Below are 14361 nucleotides of genomic sequence, written 5' to 3' on the forward strand. Positions count from 1 at the left end.
CGGGTGTCCGGCAGGGCGGGGCGGCCGGGCGATCACCCCGGGGTTCCGGCGTATTTTTTGCCCACCCCCGGGTGCTGCAACGGCGGATCGGGCGGTGATGATGGGGCGCACCTTTGCCCGTCGCCCGCACTCTCGGGCGGCCGCGCCCGCGCGGCCGGCCGTCCGCCGCCCCAGGGAGAGCCCCTTTTGGCCGCCGACCATCTCGACCGCCAGCCCCGGCCCGCTCTCGCCCTCGTCGGTGCGGGGCCGCGCGGGACGAGCGTGCTGGAGCGGATCTGCGCCTCGGCCGCCGAACTGGCCCCGGGCGCCCGGCTGACCGTCCATGTCGTCGACCCCGCCCCGCCCGGCGCCGGCCAGGTGTGGCGCACCGCCCAGCCCCCCGAGCTGCTGATGAACACCGTGGCCTCGCAGGTCACGCTCTTCACGGACAACAGCGTCGAGTGCGCGGGGCCGATACGCACCGGGCCGAGCCTGTACGCCTGGGAGGGCTGTGAGGTCGGCCCGGACGACTATCCGGGGCGCGCGCTGTACGGCCGCTATCTGGAGTGGGTCTTCGGCCGTACCGTGCGCACCGCTCCCGACGAGGTGACGGTGGTGGTGCACCGGGCCCGCGCGGTGCACCTGGCCGAGGCCGCCGACGGCTCGCAGTCGCTCACCCTCGACGACGGGCGGACGCTGCACGGGCTGGGGGCGGTGGTGCTCGCCCAGGGCCATCTGCCGGCCGTGGCCGGCCCCGAGCAACAGCGCCTGGCCGACTACGCCGCCGGGCACGGCCTGCACTACCTCCCGCCCGCCAACCCCGCCGATCTCTCCGCCCCTCTGGCGGAACTGGCCCCGGGCCGCCCGGTACTGCTGCGCGGTCTCGGTCTCAACTTCTTCGATCACATGGCACTGCTGACCACGGCCCGTGGCGGCCGGTTCGTCAACGGCGGGGACGGGGCACTGACCTATCTGCCGTCCGGCCGCGAGCCACGGCTGTACGCGGGCTCCCGCCGTGGCATCCCGTACCACGCACGCGGCGACAACGCGAAGGGCGCGCACGGCCGTCATCTGCCGCTGCTGCTGACGCCGGACGTGATAGCGGCCTTCCGCAAGCGCGCGGACTCCGGCGATCCGCCCGACTTCCTGACGGAGGTCTGGCCCCTGGTGGCCAAGGAGGTGGAAGCGGTCTACTACGAGGCGCTGCTGAGGCGGCGCGGTGCGGGCGGGGAGCCGCGCCGCCGCTTCCGGGAGCGCTTCCTGAGCAACGCACACCGCGGCACCGACGAGGCCGCCACCCTGGACGCCTCCGGGATCGCACCGGCCGATCGCTGGGACTGGGACCGGGTCGCCCGGCCGCACGCGGAGCGGTCGTTCGCCGACCGGGCCGCGTTCCGGGAGTGGCTGCTGGGACATCTGCGCCAGGACGTCGCACACGCCCGGCAGGACAATGTGTCCGGCCCGCTCAAGGCGGCCCTCGACGTGCTGCGGGATCTGCGCAACGAGCTGCGGCAGATCGTCGACCACGGCGGGCTGGCCGGCGCCTCCCGCCACCGGCACCTGGACCGCTGGTACACCCCGCTCAACGCGTTCCTGTCCATCGGGCCGCCGCGGCGCCGGATCGAGGAGATGACCGCGCTGATCGAGGCGGGGGTGCTGGAGGTGATCGGCCCCCGGATGACCGTCCGGCTCGGCGGCGCCGACGGCCGCGGGCCCGGTTTCACGGCCCATTCGCCGGACGTCGCGGGCTCGGAGGTGACGGCGACGGCGCTGATCGAGGCGCGGCTGCCGGAACCCGGTCTGCGGCACACCGCGGACCCGCTGCTGGCCCGGCTGCTGGCCGAGGGCGGCTGCCGGCCGCACACCGCGGACGGCTACGAAACCGGCGGCCTCGATGTGTCGCCGAGCCCGTACCACCTCGTCGCGGCCGACGGCGCGCGCCACCCGCGGCGCTTCGCGGTCGGGGTGCCCACGGAGGGCGTGCACTGGGTGACGGCGGCCGGGGCCCGTCCCGGGGTGGGATCGGTCACGTTGGCGGACACGGACGCCGTGGCACGGGCGGCACTGCGGGCGGCTGTGACGGGGGCGGGAACGGGGTCGGGAAGGGGGTCGGACCCGGTCACGGGGGAGGGCGCGGCCAGGCGAACAAAGACGGGGACGGGCGCGGTCACCGTGGCCGGCGCGGCGGTTTCCAGCCAAAGGTCCGATTCGGCCAGAAGTTGAACTTGCAAGCACTGCTTAGGTGTCCCTAACCTCTGTCTCCGGCGGTTACCTCGTCCCCAGAAACCGTAGGAGTCCCCACATGTCCACGCCCGTGTCCTCGCTCATCCAGAGATCAGCCCCGCACGTGCACGCGCTCTTCCGCATCGTCGTCGGCCTGCTCTTCGCCTGCCACGGCGCTTCCTCCCTCTTCGGCGTCCTCGGTGGCGCCATGGGCCAGGGCGGCACCATCCCCACCGGCGCCTGGCCGGGCTGGTACGCCGCCGTGATCCAGCTGGCGGGCGGCATCCTCGTCATGCTCGGCCTGGGCACCCGCCCCGCGGCGTTCATCAGCTCCGGCTCGATGGCGTACGCGTACTTCTCCATGCACCAGGGCTCCGCGCTGTGGCCGATACAGAACGGCGGCGAGGCCTCCGTGATGTTCTGCTGGGCCTTCCTGCTGATCTTCTTCTCCGGCCCCGGAACGTGGGCACTCGACCGGGTCTTCTTCGGCGAGGGCCGGCAGGAGCAGCCTTCGACCGCGCGCCAGGAGCCTTCCGCCGCCTGACGCACGCACCGGCGGAGCCGGCGGACCCCGGCTCCGCCCCTCCCCCTCGGTCCGTACGGCATCTCCGTCGTACGGGCCGCGCGGCGTCTCAGCGGTACCGGCGGTGCGGCATTGCCGCGCCGTACGGGCCACGGACAGCGCCCGTCCACCCCCGCCGGACCTCCCCGGAGCCCAGGCGTACGCTGTATGGCTGTAGGGCCGCCCCTGCCGCACCGAGCGACGTCGCGGCGGGTTCGGACCGGGAGCAGGGCGTTGCTGGAGAAGCTGGGGTCCCTCAGCGGCACCCCTTGGGTGTATGTGATCGTCAGTCTGTCGATCGTGCTCGACGTGTTCGTGCCGATCCTGCCCAGCGGAGTCCTGGTGATCGCCGCGGCCACCACGGCCGCCGGCACCAGCACCGCGGCGGAGGCGGTGGGCGGTGTCGACGTCACCTCATCCGTCCACACCGGTACGCACCCGGCCGAGATGTTCTCCCTGATGCTGTGCGCGGCCACCGCCTCGGTGCTCGGCGACCTGGCCGCCTACCGGCTCGCCTGGCGCGGCGGCGACCGCTTCGACCGCGCCGTCAGCCGCTCCCGCCGCCTGACGGCGGCGCAGAAACGACTCGGCGCGGCGCTGACGCGAGGCGGCGGCGGCATCGTCGTCCTGGCCCGCTTCGCACCCGCCGGGCGCTCCGTGGTCAGCCTCGGGGCCGGCGTCGCGCACCGTACGGTCCGCGAGTTCCTTCCCTGGTCCGCCCTGGCCTCCCTCGCCTGGGCCGCCTACAGCGTCAGCCTCGGCTACTTCGGCGGGCGATGGCTCGGCACGTCCTGGGTGGGCACCGCCCTCTCCGTGATGGCCCTCTTCGCCGCCGGGTCCGCGGCCGCCTTCCTGATACGCCGTCCGGAACACGGGGCCGCGGACTGACGGGGACGATGCGCGGCCGGCAGACCCGGAGACCGACAGGCCAACAGCCCGACAGACCGGGAGGGGGCCTGGACTGACCGCCACGCGCCGGCCACCGGCCACCGCCCGCCGGAGCGGAAATCCTTGGCCCGCTGTCAGACCCCGGTGCGACGATGAAGCACATGAGCGGCACCCACGACAGCGACGGCTCGCCCACCCCCGGCGCCACCTCCCCCGGCGCCACCACCCCTCGCGCCCCGGCCCCCGGCACCTGGCATCCCCGCCCCGAAACCGCCCGCGACATACCGGCCGTCCGCCGGATCAACCTCGCCGCCTTCGAGACCGCCGGGGAGGCGGACCTCGTCGACGCGTTGCGCCGCGACCCGGCGGCCTGGCTGCCGGGGCTGTCCTACGTCACCGAGGCACCGGACGGCACCCCCGTCGCCCATGCGCTGCTGACGCGCTGTCACATCGACGACGTCCCGGCCGTGGCGCTGGCCCCGTGCGCGGTGCTGCCCGGGTATCAGAAGTGCGGTGCGGGCGGCGCGGTGATCAGGGCGCTCCTCCAGGCGGCGCGGGACACCGGCGAGCGGACCGCGATCGTGCTCGGCCATCCGCCGTATTACCCACGCTTCGGGTTCGCACCGGCCGCCACCCGGTTCGGCATCCTGCCCCCGCAGCCCTGGCCGGACGAGGCCTTCATGGCGCTGTCCCTGGACGGCTCCCCGCCCCCGCGCGGCACGGTGCGCTACGCCGCGGCGTTCGGCATCGCCTGACCCCGGCCCTGGCCAGGTCCCGAGGCCGATACGGAGTAAAGTCGACCGTCCACCACCCCGCCCACCGTCTCCCGCGAGCGCCTGGCCGCTCCCTCCGGCGCCGGACCGGCGCCGCACCCCAGCGGCACCCCTGGGACGGGCCCGCATCACACACAGAGGCACATTTCGGTGAACCAACCGCCGGTCGTCGAATGGACCGAGGCCGACACGCCCCGTTCCGCCCGTTGGCGCTCCGAGAACGGCACCCCGCCACCCCGCCGCGTCGTCATCGCGGACGACCGGACGAAGGCCGACGACGCGTACAGAGCCGCCTGCGAGGGCACCGCGCTGCTGTGGCGCGGCGACTTCCACAACGCCCGCCAGCTGCTGACGGCGCTGGCCCGCCGCATCGACCGCCGCCCCCGCAAGGCGCCGCCCGCCGATGTCACCCAGGCGTTCCATGTGCACCGCGCCGCGCAGAATCACCGCGCCCGCATCCTGGGCATGCTGCTGGTCCCGCTCGATGCGACGCTCGCCGTCCCGCTGCACCGCGCCCCCGATGTCCGCGAGGCCTGCACCAGGGCGTACGGCCCCGTCGAGCCCGCCACCGGGGAGACCGCCGGGGAGACCGAGGCCACCGCGACCGCCGCCGAGGGCACGGCTCCGACCGCCTCACTCGTCTCGCTGCGCGAACTCCTCGCTCTCATCGGCGCCAACGAATGGCGCAGGAAGGGCGTCGAGATCCCGGCGCTCGGCGGCGACCGCATCCATCCGCACTACGGCGTCTTCTCCCCGGCCCGCGGCGAGTACGTCGACCTGGTGGCCGAGGCTCCGCTGCCCGGCGACGAGCTGGCGTTCGACATCGGCACCGGCACCGGCGTACTGGCCTCGGTCCTCGCCCGGCGCGGCGTCCGCCGGGTCGTGGCCACCGACCAGGACCCCCGCGCGCTGGCCTGTGCCCGTGAGAACACCGAACGGCTGGGCGTCGCCGGACAGGTGGAAGTGGTCGAGGCCGATCTCTTCCCGGCCGGCCGCGCCCCGCTGATCGTCTGCAACCCCCCGTGGGTGCCCGCGAAGCCGACCTCACCCGTCGAGTACGCGGTGTACGACCCGGGAAACCGGATGCTGTACGGCTTCCTGAGCGGTCTGGCGGACCATCTGACACCGGACGGCGAGGGCTGGCTGATCCTCTCCGACCTGGCCGAACACCTCGGCCTGCGCACGCACGACGAGCTGCTGGACGCCTTCGCCAAGGCCGGCCTGACGATCCTGGGCCGGCACGACATCACCCCGCGCCATCCGCGTGCCCGCGACACCGCCGACCCGCTCCACGTGGCCCGCGCGGCCGAGGTCACCTCCCTGTGGCGCCTGGGCACCGCGGACCGGGGTACGTCCGGCACTCCCTGAGGACGTCCGGCGGGCCGCACGGTCCGAGCGCGGGGAGCAGACGAGAGCCGCTCGGGGACGAGAGCCGCTTGCCGCCGGGGGTCTGCAGCCCCCCGGCAGTGCGAGCCGTCGGCCGGTTCAACCGGCTCGGCCTGCCCGGTCAGCTCGGCCGGCCCGGTCAGCTCGGCCTGCTCGGCCGGCTCAGCTCAGCCGGGCCTCGGCGTAGACGACCATCGCCTGCTGCTGGTAGACGGCCAGCCCCTCGGCGATCGAGTCGTAGTTCGCCCGCATCTGCGGGTCGTCGACGTAGGTCTGGGCCAGACCCTTGTAGGCGACCGCGTTCGGGGTCCAGAACCGGCAGACGCCCTGGTAGTGGGCGTGCATCTCGGCTTGCACCGCGGCATCGGCAACCGGCGTGCCGGCCATCATGAACTCCGCTATGCGGATCATCTGCGCCGTCACCTCACGCTGCCACCGCTCCTGTTCCTCGGGGGTCATGGCCTCCTTGGCCTGCCGGGCCTGCTCCCACTGCTCCGGCCACCGTTCGCGCACCTCGGCCTCGGCCTCGGCGTCCGAGGTCTCGAAGCCCTCGAACAGGTTCTCCGGCCTGTTGATCTTTGCCATCTCGTTGTCCTTGCCTTCCTCCAGTTCGGCGAGGGTCCGCCCGACCGTGCGGACCAGCGTCTCCAGCCGGTCCCGTTCCTTCAGCAGGCGCCGGTGGTGCTCGCGCAGTACGGCCACCCGGTCGACCTGGCTGTCCAGAACCGCCTGGATCTCCCGCAGTCCCAGGTCCAGCTCCCGCATCAGCAGAATCTGCTGCAACCGCAGCAGATCGGCCTCCTCGTAGTAGCGGTGCCCGTTACTGGCGGTCCCCGCAGGGGGCAGCAGACCGATCTCGTCGTAATGCCGCAGTGTCCGGGACGTCACCCCGGACATCCGGGCCACTTCCGCGATCGACCAGGCCATTGCCGTGCCTCCCCTCGCCGGGCCGGTCTTTCCGGCCCCACGAATGACCGTAGAAGTTGACGCGGCGGAAACCGCAAGTCCGAATCGGCACCCCGTCCCGGGCACGAGAAACGCACCCCCGCCGTCAGGACCTGTGGGCCACCCCGTCAGGAACGCGGGACACACCCCGTCAGGCACCGGAACGCGCCCCGTCAGGCACGATGGACGCACCATGGATCCCCGGCTCCTCCTCTCCCGCGCCCGCCGGCTCGCCGCCTCCGCGACCCCCGGCCGGCGGCGGCTGCTCGGCATCGCCGGCCCGCCCGGCGCGGGCAAGTCCACTCTCGCCGCCCACCTCGTGGCGGAGCTGGCCGGTCAGGCGGCGCTCGTCCCGATGGACGGCTTCCATCTCGCCGAGGCGGAGCTGCGCCGCCTGGGCCGTACGGACCGCAAGGGCGCGCCGGACACCTTCGACCCGGCCGGCTACGCCGCGCTGCTGGCGCGTCTGCGCTCCCCGGAACCGGACACCGCCGTCTACGCCCCGGCGTTCGACCGCCGTATCGAGGAACCGGTGGCCGGCAGCATCCCCGTGGCGCCCCACATTCCCCTCATCGTCACCGAGGGCAACTACCTCCTCCTCGACTCCGCCCCGTGGCCGCGGGTCCGGGCATTGCTCGACGAGGTCTGGTACGTGGAGCTGGAGACCCCGGAACGGATCCGGCGGCTGGTCGGCCGGCACGAGCGGTTCGGACGTCCGCGCGCCGACGCCGAGCGGTTCGTGCACACCTCGGACGAGGCCAACGCCCGTGTGGTGGCGGCCACCCGCGACCGCGCCGACCTCGTCATCACCTTCGCACCCGAAGAGGCCCCACCTCCACCGAGCGCATGACCCCGCTCCCCCACCGCCGCCGGTCGGCGAGCAGCCCGGCCACCGACAGCGCACCCCACCCGACGGACACCGCCACCGCCGACAGCTTCCGGCCGCGCCCCGGCAGCGTCGCACCGAGCAGGACGGCGTCCCCGAAGTCCGCCGCGATCCGCACATACGCGGCGGTACGCAGAGCCGGCCCTTCCGGAGCCAGCGTCATCGCCAGCCCGCTCACCGCGTCCCGCCAGGCCAGCGGACGCAGTGCGGTACGAGTCGCCGGCCCGGTCCGCCCTCGGGCGTCGGCCAGCCCGGAGGGCCGGGCCAGCAGATCGGGCAGCGCCGCCACCGCCACTCCGTACACGGCCGTGGCCACCCCGACCGCACGCAACAAACCGACCTTCATCCACCGTCCCCTTCTCTTTCTCTCGTCGCTTCTCGGCGACTGCTCCCGTCGACCGGCCGCACGAGCCCCTGTCACCCCCGCTGCCTTCTCCCCTTCCCTTCCTTTCCCTTTCTTTCCGCGAAGGCCCCCTTCCCAAACGACATCAGTGATGTCATCATGACATCATGAGTGTCAGTGAGAAGCCTGCGGGAGACGCGAAAGACGCCGACGGCGGAGAGCCGTCGCCCACCGAAGACCTGCTGTACGGCGTCCTCCGCCGCCTGTGGCCGCTGCATCGCACGGTCGCCCGCGCGGTGGAACACGAGCTGGCGGGCACGGGCATGACCGCCGGCGAGCACGCGCTGCTGGACGCGCTGCGCGCCGAAGGCCCGTGCACCGTGCCGCAGTTGGCGCGCGGGATGGGGCTCGACCGGCAGCCGGTGCAGCGCTGGGTGAACCACGCCATGGAGCTGGGCCTGGTCGTGACCGCCCCGAACCCCGCACACCGCCGCTCGTCCCTGATCCGGCTCACCGACGACGGCACGGAGGCGATACGCGGCGTCCGGGAATCCGAGGCGGCCGAACTGCGGCAGCGACTGACCGACCTGTCCGCCGAGGACGTCCGTACGACGCTGCACGTCCTGGACCGACTCGGAGAGGAGTTCCGGCAGCTGGCGGACGGCTCACGCGTGACACCGGAGAAAACCGGCAGTTGCGGCAGCAGCGGCAAGAGCGACGACAATGGCATCACGCCCACCTCATCGCATCCGGTACACAAAGGACGGCCCGCAAGATGACCCGAGGAATCACCGACTGGTCCGAGATCGACAACGGGCTCGTGCCGGTCGACGACGGTGAGCTGTTCTACGAAACGGCCGGCTCGGGCCCCGCGGTGGTGCTGCTCCACGGCGGCATGCTCGACCAGCACATGTGGGACGAGCAGTTCGCCTGGCTGGTGAACTCCGGCCTGCGCGCGATCCGTTATGACTTCCGCGGCCACGGCCTGTCCTCCACCGTCACCGGGGACTACGCGAACCACGACGACCTCTGCGCCCTGCTCGACGCCCTCGATGTTCCCGACGCCGTCCTCGTCGGCCTCTCCCATGGCGCGCGGGTCGCGCTCGACACGGCCATAGCCCGCCCTGAGCGGGTGACGGCCCTCGCGCTCGCCTCCCCCGGCATCAGCGGCCGCGCCTTCACCGACCCCTTCCTCCTGGAACACATCAAGGCGCAGGTGGCGGCGATCGGCGCACCGGACGGCGCGGAACGCTATGTCGAGCACTTCCTGCGGATGTGGGTGGACGGACCGCACCGCGAGCCCTTTGCGGTGCACCCGGGATTCCGTGCGCGGATGCGCGCCTCGGCCGAGGCCAATGTGGAGGTCCATGCCGAGGGTACGGGTGCCGGTATGCCCCTGGAAGCCGGTGCCGCCGACCGCCTGGGCGAGATACGGGTGCCCACCGTCGTGTTCGACGGCGACCTCGACAGCAGGGACATCTCCGCCAATGCCCATGCGATCACGCTGACCGTTCCCGGCGCCCGACGAGTCCGGATACCGGGCGCGGCGCATATGGTCAATCTGGAGAACACCGCACTCTTCGACCACGAACTCCACGCCTTCCTCTCCTCCCTGGACTACTGAGGGCTATTGAGGGCCGCTGTGAACCACTGGGGACCAACTGGGGACCACTGGGGACCACTGCGGCCTGCTGAGGACTGCTGAAGGACTGCCGCGGTCTACTGCGCCGCCGCGGACCACGGCCCCCGCCCCCGGGGCCGCCGGCACAAAAGGCGACCGGGGCCGCAGCGACCACCCCTTGGCAGCTAGAGTGACCGGGCCGTGGTGTTCGGGAAGCCGGTGACGGACCTTGGGGTCCCAGGCCGGAGCGGCCCTCGCCACTGTGATCGGGGAGTTTCCGCCCCTTCCGCAGGCGCACGGTGCGCCTGCGGCGCCACTGACCGCGACCCGCGGCCGGGAAGGCGGGGCGGGCGCGTGCACCCGTAAGCCAGGAGACCGGCCACGGCATCTCACGAAGTGATCCACGAGGTGCTGGAGCGTGACCGCCGGATGGCCCTGTCCACCGATACCCCGACCACCCCTGCCTCCGCGGCGTTCCGCTGGCGCCGGCAGGACACCGTCCGCACCGCGGGCCTGATGGCCGTCATAGCCGGCCTCCACGTCATCGCCTTCGGCGTGCTCTTCCTGCTCGTGGTGCCGTACCACTACGCCGTGGGCAGCCAGGTCTTCGGCGTGGGCCTCGGCGTCACCGCCTACACCCTCGGGATGCGGCACGCCTTCGACGCCGACCACATCGCCGCCATCGACAACACCACCCGCAAGCTGATGGCCGACGGCAAGCGGCCGGTCTCGGTCGGCTTCTGGTTCGCCCTGGGCCACTCCAGCGTGGTCGTCGTGATGGCGGCCCTGGTGGCGGGCGGCGCCCAGCTCGCCGGCGCTCTGCTCAACAACGAGTCCCGTACGCACCAGATCCTCGGCACGATCGGCACCACGATCTCGGGGAGCTTCCTCTACCTCATCGCCGCCCTCAACCTGATCGCGCTGGCCGGGATCTGGCGGGTCTTCCGCGGTATGCGCAACGGCCACTACGACGAGGCCGAGCTGGAGCAGCGCCTCGACTCGCGCGGCTTCATGAACCGCTTCCTGGGGCGGTTCACCCGCTCGATCTCCCGTCCCGGCCAGATGTTCCCGCTCGGCTTCCTCTTCGGGCTCGGCTTCGACACCGCGACCGAAGTGACGCTGATGGTGATGGCGGGCAGCGGCGCCGCGGCCGGCCTGCCCTGGTACGCCGTGCTGTGCCTGCCGCTGCTCTTCGCCGCCGGCATGAGCCTCTTCGACACCCTCGACGGCACCTTCATGAACTTCGCCTACCAGTGGGCGTTCTCCAACCCGGTGCGCAAGGTCTACTACAACCTCACCATCACCGGACTGTCGATCGCCGTCGCCTTCTTCATCGGCACGATCGAGCTGGTGACCGTGCTGCACGAGAAACTTGCCCTCAACGACCCGCTGACCGGCTGGATTTCCGGCCTCGACCTCGACAATGTCGGCTTCCTCATCGTCGGCCTGTTCGTGGTGGTGTGGGCCGCTGCACTGGCGTACTGGCGACTGGCCGGCGTCGAAAAGCGCTGGGCGGAGCGGGCAGAACGGGCAGAGCGGTCAGAGCGAACCCGGCCGACGGAGCAGGCGGACTCGGCCGAGCCTGCCACGCCAAACTCCTGAGGCGCGTGGGCTCCATGCCCCGCAGACGTCCCCGGCGCCCGTAGTGGCGCCGGGACACCGCCACCCCTTCAGGTGGCCGAACCGGCCGCCGCCACGTCAACTCTCAGCAGCGACCGTCACATTCCCCGTCCACCTGATCCGACAGCGCACCGCCTTGATCCGGCAACTCGCTGATACGGAGGTAGAGAGACGCAGCACACAGGCCCGCCCTCACGAGGGCCCCCTGTGGCTGCCACCAGCTCGATTAGGGTGGCCGCACAGGGGGAGGAAAAATCATGAATCTGTCGTTCGAGCCACCACCGCCGTACGACCTGGGGCCGGATCCGGACCTCGGCATGTGGCTGACGGAATGGGCCGAGTACGCGGACCGGATCGTTCACCTGGGGCCGGACGACGGCCGAAGCCACGGACAGCTGTGCTGGGACACCCTGGCACCCACCGCACTGCTCGCACCGCACTGCGGGCACTGCAAGCACGGACATGGCGGCCCACGAAACCCGCAGAAGATGGAATCCGCCCTGGGCATCCGGATCCCCCCGGACGAGCTGTCGCCCTGGATATCCGCCACGCTCATCCGCAGTCTCGTCTACTGGAGCGACGGCGGCCCGATGCGCCCCGTGGCCGACGCCCTCGCCAACGGACTGATCACGTTGCTCGGTCCGGACGCAGACTGGCGCGCCAACGGCTACGCCGCGTACCGGGAGGCCCGACAGCCCAGATACTCCTGGGCTTCGGTCACCGAGGCCACCTTCGACGCGGCCGTGGTCGGCATCGGCAACGGCCATGCCGTGGTCATCGTCGCCACCGGCGAGGACTAGGAAGGACTGCTGAGGGGCGCGCTTTTCGGATCCTCCCCCGCCTGCCGCAGGCGGATTGCTGGACGGGCAGCGAAAGGAGCGCCCCCGTCGGCGCGCTCGTGGCGTCGTCGGCGGCAGTCGGCCAGGACCCAAGCACCTGCACGGACTTGCCGCCCTCAGCCATGCAGTCTCCAACCCGCCTGCAATGCGCCCAAGTTCGCAGCGCTCTCCTGGTCAGGAGCGCCAAAATGGTGCTGCGGCAAGGTAGTTGGTAAGGGGTGGGCCGTGGTGTCGCACTTCGAATCCTTCGAGTAAAAGGACACGTCGTGCCCACTCCTGGTGTGTTGAGGATCTTTCTCCCTGCGCTCTCGCTCCTGCCCCTGCTGCTGTTCGTCTTGCTGTCGGCGCCGGCGTGGATTTGCTGGCCCTTCATGCCGGAACGGAAGCAGAGGGTCATGATCGAGGTATTGCAGAAGTTGATCGACTGGACGCGCGCCTGCGCCAAGGGTCGATAGCCGCCGGAGAAAGCGAGGAGGCGGGTGGCTGCATGCAGCCACCCGCCTCCGTTCACATGCACCAAGCTCCCGCGGCATGATCCCTTCGCAAGATCACTGACAGCCGCCCGTCTCCGGCGGCCTGATCTCGCCGAGGGGTACCGGCCACGGTGTACTGCATGTGCACCGCAAGGCGGAGGGCCCTCGGCGTGTCGACGCAAAGGGCCCTCTGACCTGCTATTTCTCTGTGGGCACAACAGGATTTGAACCTGTGACATCTGCTTTGTAAGAGCAGCGCTCTACCGCTGAGCTATGCGCCCTGGTCGAGCCGACAGACTACCTTGCCTTCGGGGCTGAACGGCAAACCCGTACGCGAAGTCCGAACTTACCGGCCGGTGTGTTCGTTTCCGGTGAGTGGGAGAATGATATTCGGTCCTGGGGCGATCCGATCGGGAGAGGGAAGTGACGGCGACAGAGACGCAGCCGCATGAGCAGCGAGAACGCCGTCGCGTCCGTGGGGGTCCGCTCCGGGATGTGGTGGGGCTCGTGTTGTTGCCGTTGCCGTTGCTGGTGGCGATGGTGCCGGTGTCGTTCGCGGGTGGGGGGACCCGTCGCTGGTTCGGGCGCGGGGAGAGTCAGCGGGCCGATGCGCAGGCCGCGAAGGATGCCGCGGCGGCGGCGTTCTACGAGCTGGACACCGCACACCGTGACCTGCGGATCTCCATAGAGACGATCACCGCGGTCGACAATTCGCCGGCCGCGCGGAAGGCCGCGGAGGATTACGAGGGCTTCGGCCGGCGGATCGACGAGGTGAGCCAGCAGTACATCACCGCGGTCGACTCCCACGATCTGGACCGTGACGATCTCGACGGTGCCGCGGTGGCGCGGGCGCGAGCGGATCTGACGCGGGCCAGGGAGGAGCTGGATCGCGTCCGGAGCGAGCTGGAGCGGTTCGCGCAAGGGCTCGGGCCGTTGCTGCAGACCGCCGAGACACAGCTGGCGCGGCTGGCCCCTGCCGTGGAGCGGGCGCGGCAGGCGCTGCTGGCGGCGAGCAATGCGCTGGACGCGGTCCGTGCGCGGGGGCTGCGGGCCGATGATCTCGCGACCCGGCTGGCGGCGCTCGGGCCCGAGCTGACCAGGCTCAATCAGGGCGCCGGGCAGCACGGCGTACAGGAGACGATCCGGCGCGCCGACGACATGCTGCGCAAGGCCGAGGGCGTGCGGACCGAGGCCGAGCGGCTGCCGGAGAAAGCGGCGGAGATCGACAAGCGGCTGGTGTCGCTGCGGACCCGGGCGCAGGCGATCACGACGCGGGCCGGGAAGGTCGACCCGGTCCTCAGCGAGCTGCGGCGGCGGTACAGCGCGGCATGCTGGCAGGACCTGCAGCAGGTACCGGAACAGGCCGCGCAGTCCGTCCGGCAGGCCGAGGTCAAGCTGCGGGAGGCCCAGCAGGCGCGGGACGAGCAGCGCTGGGCGGATGCCACGAGCCTGCTGGCCACCGTACGGGCGCTGCTGGACGGCACCGACGAGGCGGTCTCGGCGGCCGGTGACCGGCTGCAGCGGCTCGATGCGGTGTCGTTCGACCGGCAGAAGGAGGTCGAACGGACGCGCTTCGCGGTCCGGGATGCGCAGCGACTGGCGATGGCCGGGCGCAGCACCCCCGATCCGCGGCATGCCGGCCCCCTGGACGAGGCGGTGGCGCGGCTGGACCGTGCGGTCGCGGGCCTGGAGGGGCGGCATCCGGACTGGTGGCATTTCCTGACGGAGACCGAGGCGGTACGGGAGACGGCGGCCCGGGTGGTGCAGGAGATCCGGGGGGCCAGGGGTGGCGCGGGGGGCAGCTGAGGCTTCGGGGCGGCTGA

The 14361-nt window shown here is 71.9% G+C and carries 13 protein-coding genes, 1 tRNA gene and 1 riboswitch; of the genes, 11 read left to right on the top strand and 3 right to left on the bottom strand.

What is annotated here, in order from left to right; all coding sequences use genetic code 11:
• Positions 1–186 precede the first annotated feature (186 nt).
• The 5 genes from CFW40_RS10045 (at position 187) to CFW40_RS10065 (ending at position 5793) form a co-directional block, all read left to right on the top strand.
• Positions 187–2202 (top strand): FAD/NAD(P)-binding domain-containing protein, encoded by a 2016-nt coding sequence (locus CFW40_RS10045; protein ID WP_088797466.1) that lies wholly within the window; start codon positions 187–189, stop codon positions 2200–2202.
• 79 nt (positions 2203–2281) lie between these two features.
• Positions 2282–2746 (top strand): DoxX family protein, encoded by a 465-nt coding sequence (locus CFW40_RS10050; protein WP_088797467.1) that lies wholly within the window; start codon positions 2282–2284, stop codon positions 2744–2746.
• A gap of 252 nt (positions 2747–2998) precedes the next feature.
• Positions 2999–3652, top strand: a complete 654-nt coding sequence (locus tag CFW40_RS10055; protein WP_088797468.1) for a DedA family protein — start codon at positions 2999–3001, stop codon at positions 3650–3652.
• Positions 3653–3813: 161 nt separating this feature from the next.
• Positions 3814–4407 carry a GNAT family N-acetyltransferase gene (locus CFW40_RS10060; protein ID WP_088797469.1) on the top strand — a complete coding sequence of 198 codons (594 nt, stop codon included), beginning with the start codon at positions 3814–3816 and terminating at the stop codon, positions 4405–4407.
• A gap of 168 nt (positions 4408–4575) precedes the next feature.
• The gene (locus CFW40_RS10065) at positions 4576–5793 is read left to right on the top strand and encodes a class I SAM-dependent methyltransferase (RefSeq protein WP_088797470.1); all 1218 of its coding nucleotides are present in this window, start codon (positions 4576–4578) and stop codon (positions 5791–5793) included.
• Between the two features lie 180 nt (positions 5794–5973).
• Here CFW40_RS10065 and CFW40_RS10070 read toward each other — a convergent pair whose 3' ends face one another.
• The gene (locus CFW40_RS10070) at positions 5974–6738 is read right to left on the bottom strand and encodes a MerR family transcriptional regulator (RefSeq protein WP_088797471.1); all 765 of its coding nucleotides are present in this window, start codon (positions 6736–6738) and stop codon (positions 5974–5976) included.
• A 211-nt stretch (positions 6739–6949) separates the two neighbouring features.
• On the opposite strand from CFW40_RS10070, the gene CFW40_RS10075 reads away from it, so the two are divergent.
• Complete coding sequence (locus tag CFW40_RS10075) at positions 6950–7606, top strand: nucleoside/nucleotide kinase family protein (protein WP_088797472.1); 657 nt, start codon at positions 6950–6952, stop codon at positions 7604–7606.
• Here CFW40_RS10075 and CFW40_RS10080 read toward each other — a convergent pair.
• Positions 7563–7988 carry a hypothetical protein gene (locus CFW40_RS10080; RefSeq protein WP_088797473.1) on the bottom strand — a complete coding sequence of 142 codons (426 nt, stop codon included), beginning with the start codon at positions 7986–7988 and terminating at the stop codon, positions 7563–7565. The two genes, CFW40_RS10075 and CFW40_RS10080, sit on opposite strands and share 44 nt — an antisense overlap.
• A gap of 164 nt (positions 7989–8152) precedes the next feature.
• Between CFW40_RS10080 and CFW40_RS10085 the strand changes: the two genes are divergently transcribed.
• From CFW40_RS10085 to CFW40_RS10100, 4 genes are all read left to right on the top strand, one after another.
• Positions 8153–8764: a MarR family winged helix-turn-helix transcriptional regulator gene (locus tag CFW40_RS10085; RefSeq protein ID WP_088797474.1), complete on the top strand. Its 612-nt coding sequence runs from the start codon at positions 8153–8155 to the stop codon at positions 8762–8764.
• Positions 8761–9609: an alpha/beta fold hydrolase gene (locus CFW40_RS10090; protein ID WP_088797475.1), complete on the top strand. Its 849-nt coding sequence runs from the start codon at positions 8761–8763 to the stop codon at positions 9607–9609. The genes CFW40_RS10085 and CFW40_RS10090 overlap by 4 nt, the downstream gene beginning before the upstream one ends.
• A gap of 182 nt (positions 9610–9791) precedes the next feature.
• Positions 9792–10005: riboswitch (cobalamin riboswitch) on the top strand.
• A 30-nt stretch (positions 10006–10035) separates the two neighbouring features.
• Positions 10036–11208, top strand: a complete 1173-nt coding sequence (locus CFW40_RS10095; protein WP_256331801.1) for a HoxN/HupN/NixA family nickel/cobalt transporter — start codon at positions 10036–10038, stop codon at positions 11206–11208.
• Between the two features lie 275 nt (positions 11209–11483).
• Entirely contained in the window at positions 11484–12026 is a 543-nt protein-coding gene (locus CFW40_RS10100) for a hypothetical protein (protein ID WP_088797476.1), read from the top strand.
• 721 nt (positions 12027–12747) lie between these two features.
• On the opposite strand, the gene CFW40_RS10105 is transcribed toward CFW40_RS10100, so the two are convergent.
• Positions 12748–12819 (bottom strand) — tRNA-Val (locus CFW40_RS10105).
• Between the two features lie 142 nt (positions 12820–12961).
• Here CFW40_RS10105 and CFW40_RS10110 point away from each other — a divergent pair.
• A complete protein-coding gene (locus CFW40_RS10110; protein ID WP_371127301.1) occupies positions 12962–14344 on the top strand; it encodes a hypothetical protein in 1383 nt (460 codons plus the stop codon).
• Positions 14345–14361 lie beyond the last annotated feature (17 nt).

Source organism: Streptomyces sp. 2114.4, from assembly GCF_900187385.1.
Lineage (GTDB): Bacteria > Actinomycetota > Actinomycetes > Streptomycetales > Streptomycetaceae > Streptomyces > Streptomyces mooreae.

Bases quoted from the DNA above. Each gene is read 5' to 3' on its own strand.
- CFW40_RS10050 (WP_088797467.1), top strand. From the start codon at position 2,282: ATGTCCACGCCCGTGTCCTCGCTCATCCAGAGATCAGCCCCGCACGTG.
- CFW40_RS10060 (WP_088797469.1), top strand. From the start codon at position 3,814: ATGAGCGGCACCCACGACAGCGACGGCTCGCCCACCCCCGGCGCCACC.
- CFW40_RS10070 (WP_088797471.1), bottom strand. From the start codon at position 6,738: ATGGCCTGGTCGATCGCGGAAGTGGCCCGGATGTCCGGGGTGACGTCC.
- CFW40_RS10075 (WP_088797472.1), top strand. From the start codon at position 6,950: ATGGATCCCCGGCTCCTCCTCTCCCGCGCCCGCCGGCTCGCCGCCTCC.
- CFW40_RS10080 (WP_088797473.1), bottom strand. From the start codon at position 7,988: ATGAAGGTCGGTTTGTTGCGTGCGGTCGGGGTGGCCACGGCCGTGTAC.
- CFW40_RS10085 (WP_088797474.1), top strand. From the start codon at position 8,153: ATGAGTGTCAGTGAGAAGCCTGCGGGAGACGCGAAAGACGCCGACGGC.
- CFW40_RS10090 (WP_088797475.1), top strand. From the start codon at position 8,761: ATGACCCGAGGAATCACCGACTGGTCCGAGATCGACAACGGGCTCGTG.
- CFW40_RS10095 (WP_256331801.1), top strand. From the start codon at position 10,036: ATGGCCCTGTCCACCGATACCCCGACCACCCCTGCCTCCGCGGCGTTC.
- CFW40_RS10100 (WP_088797476.1), top strand. From the start codon at position 11,484: ATGAATCTGTCGTTCGAGCCACCACCGCCGTACGACCTGGGGCCGGAT.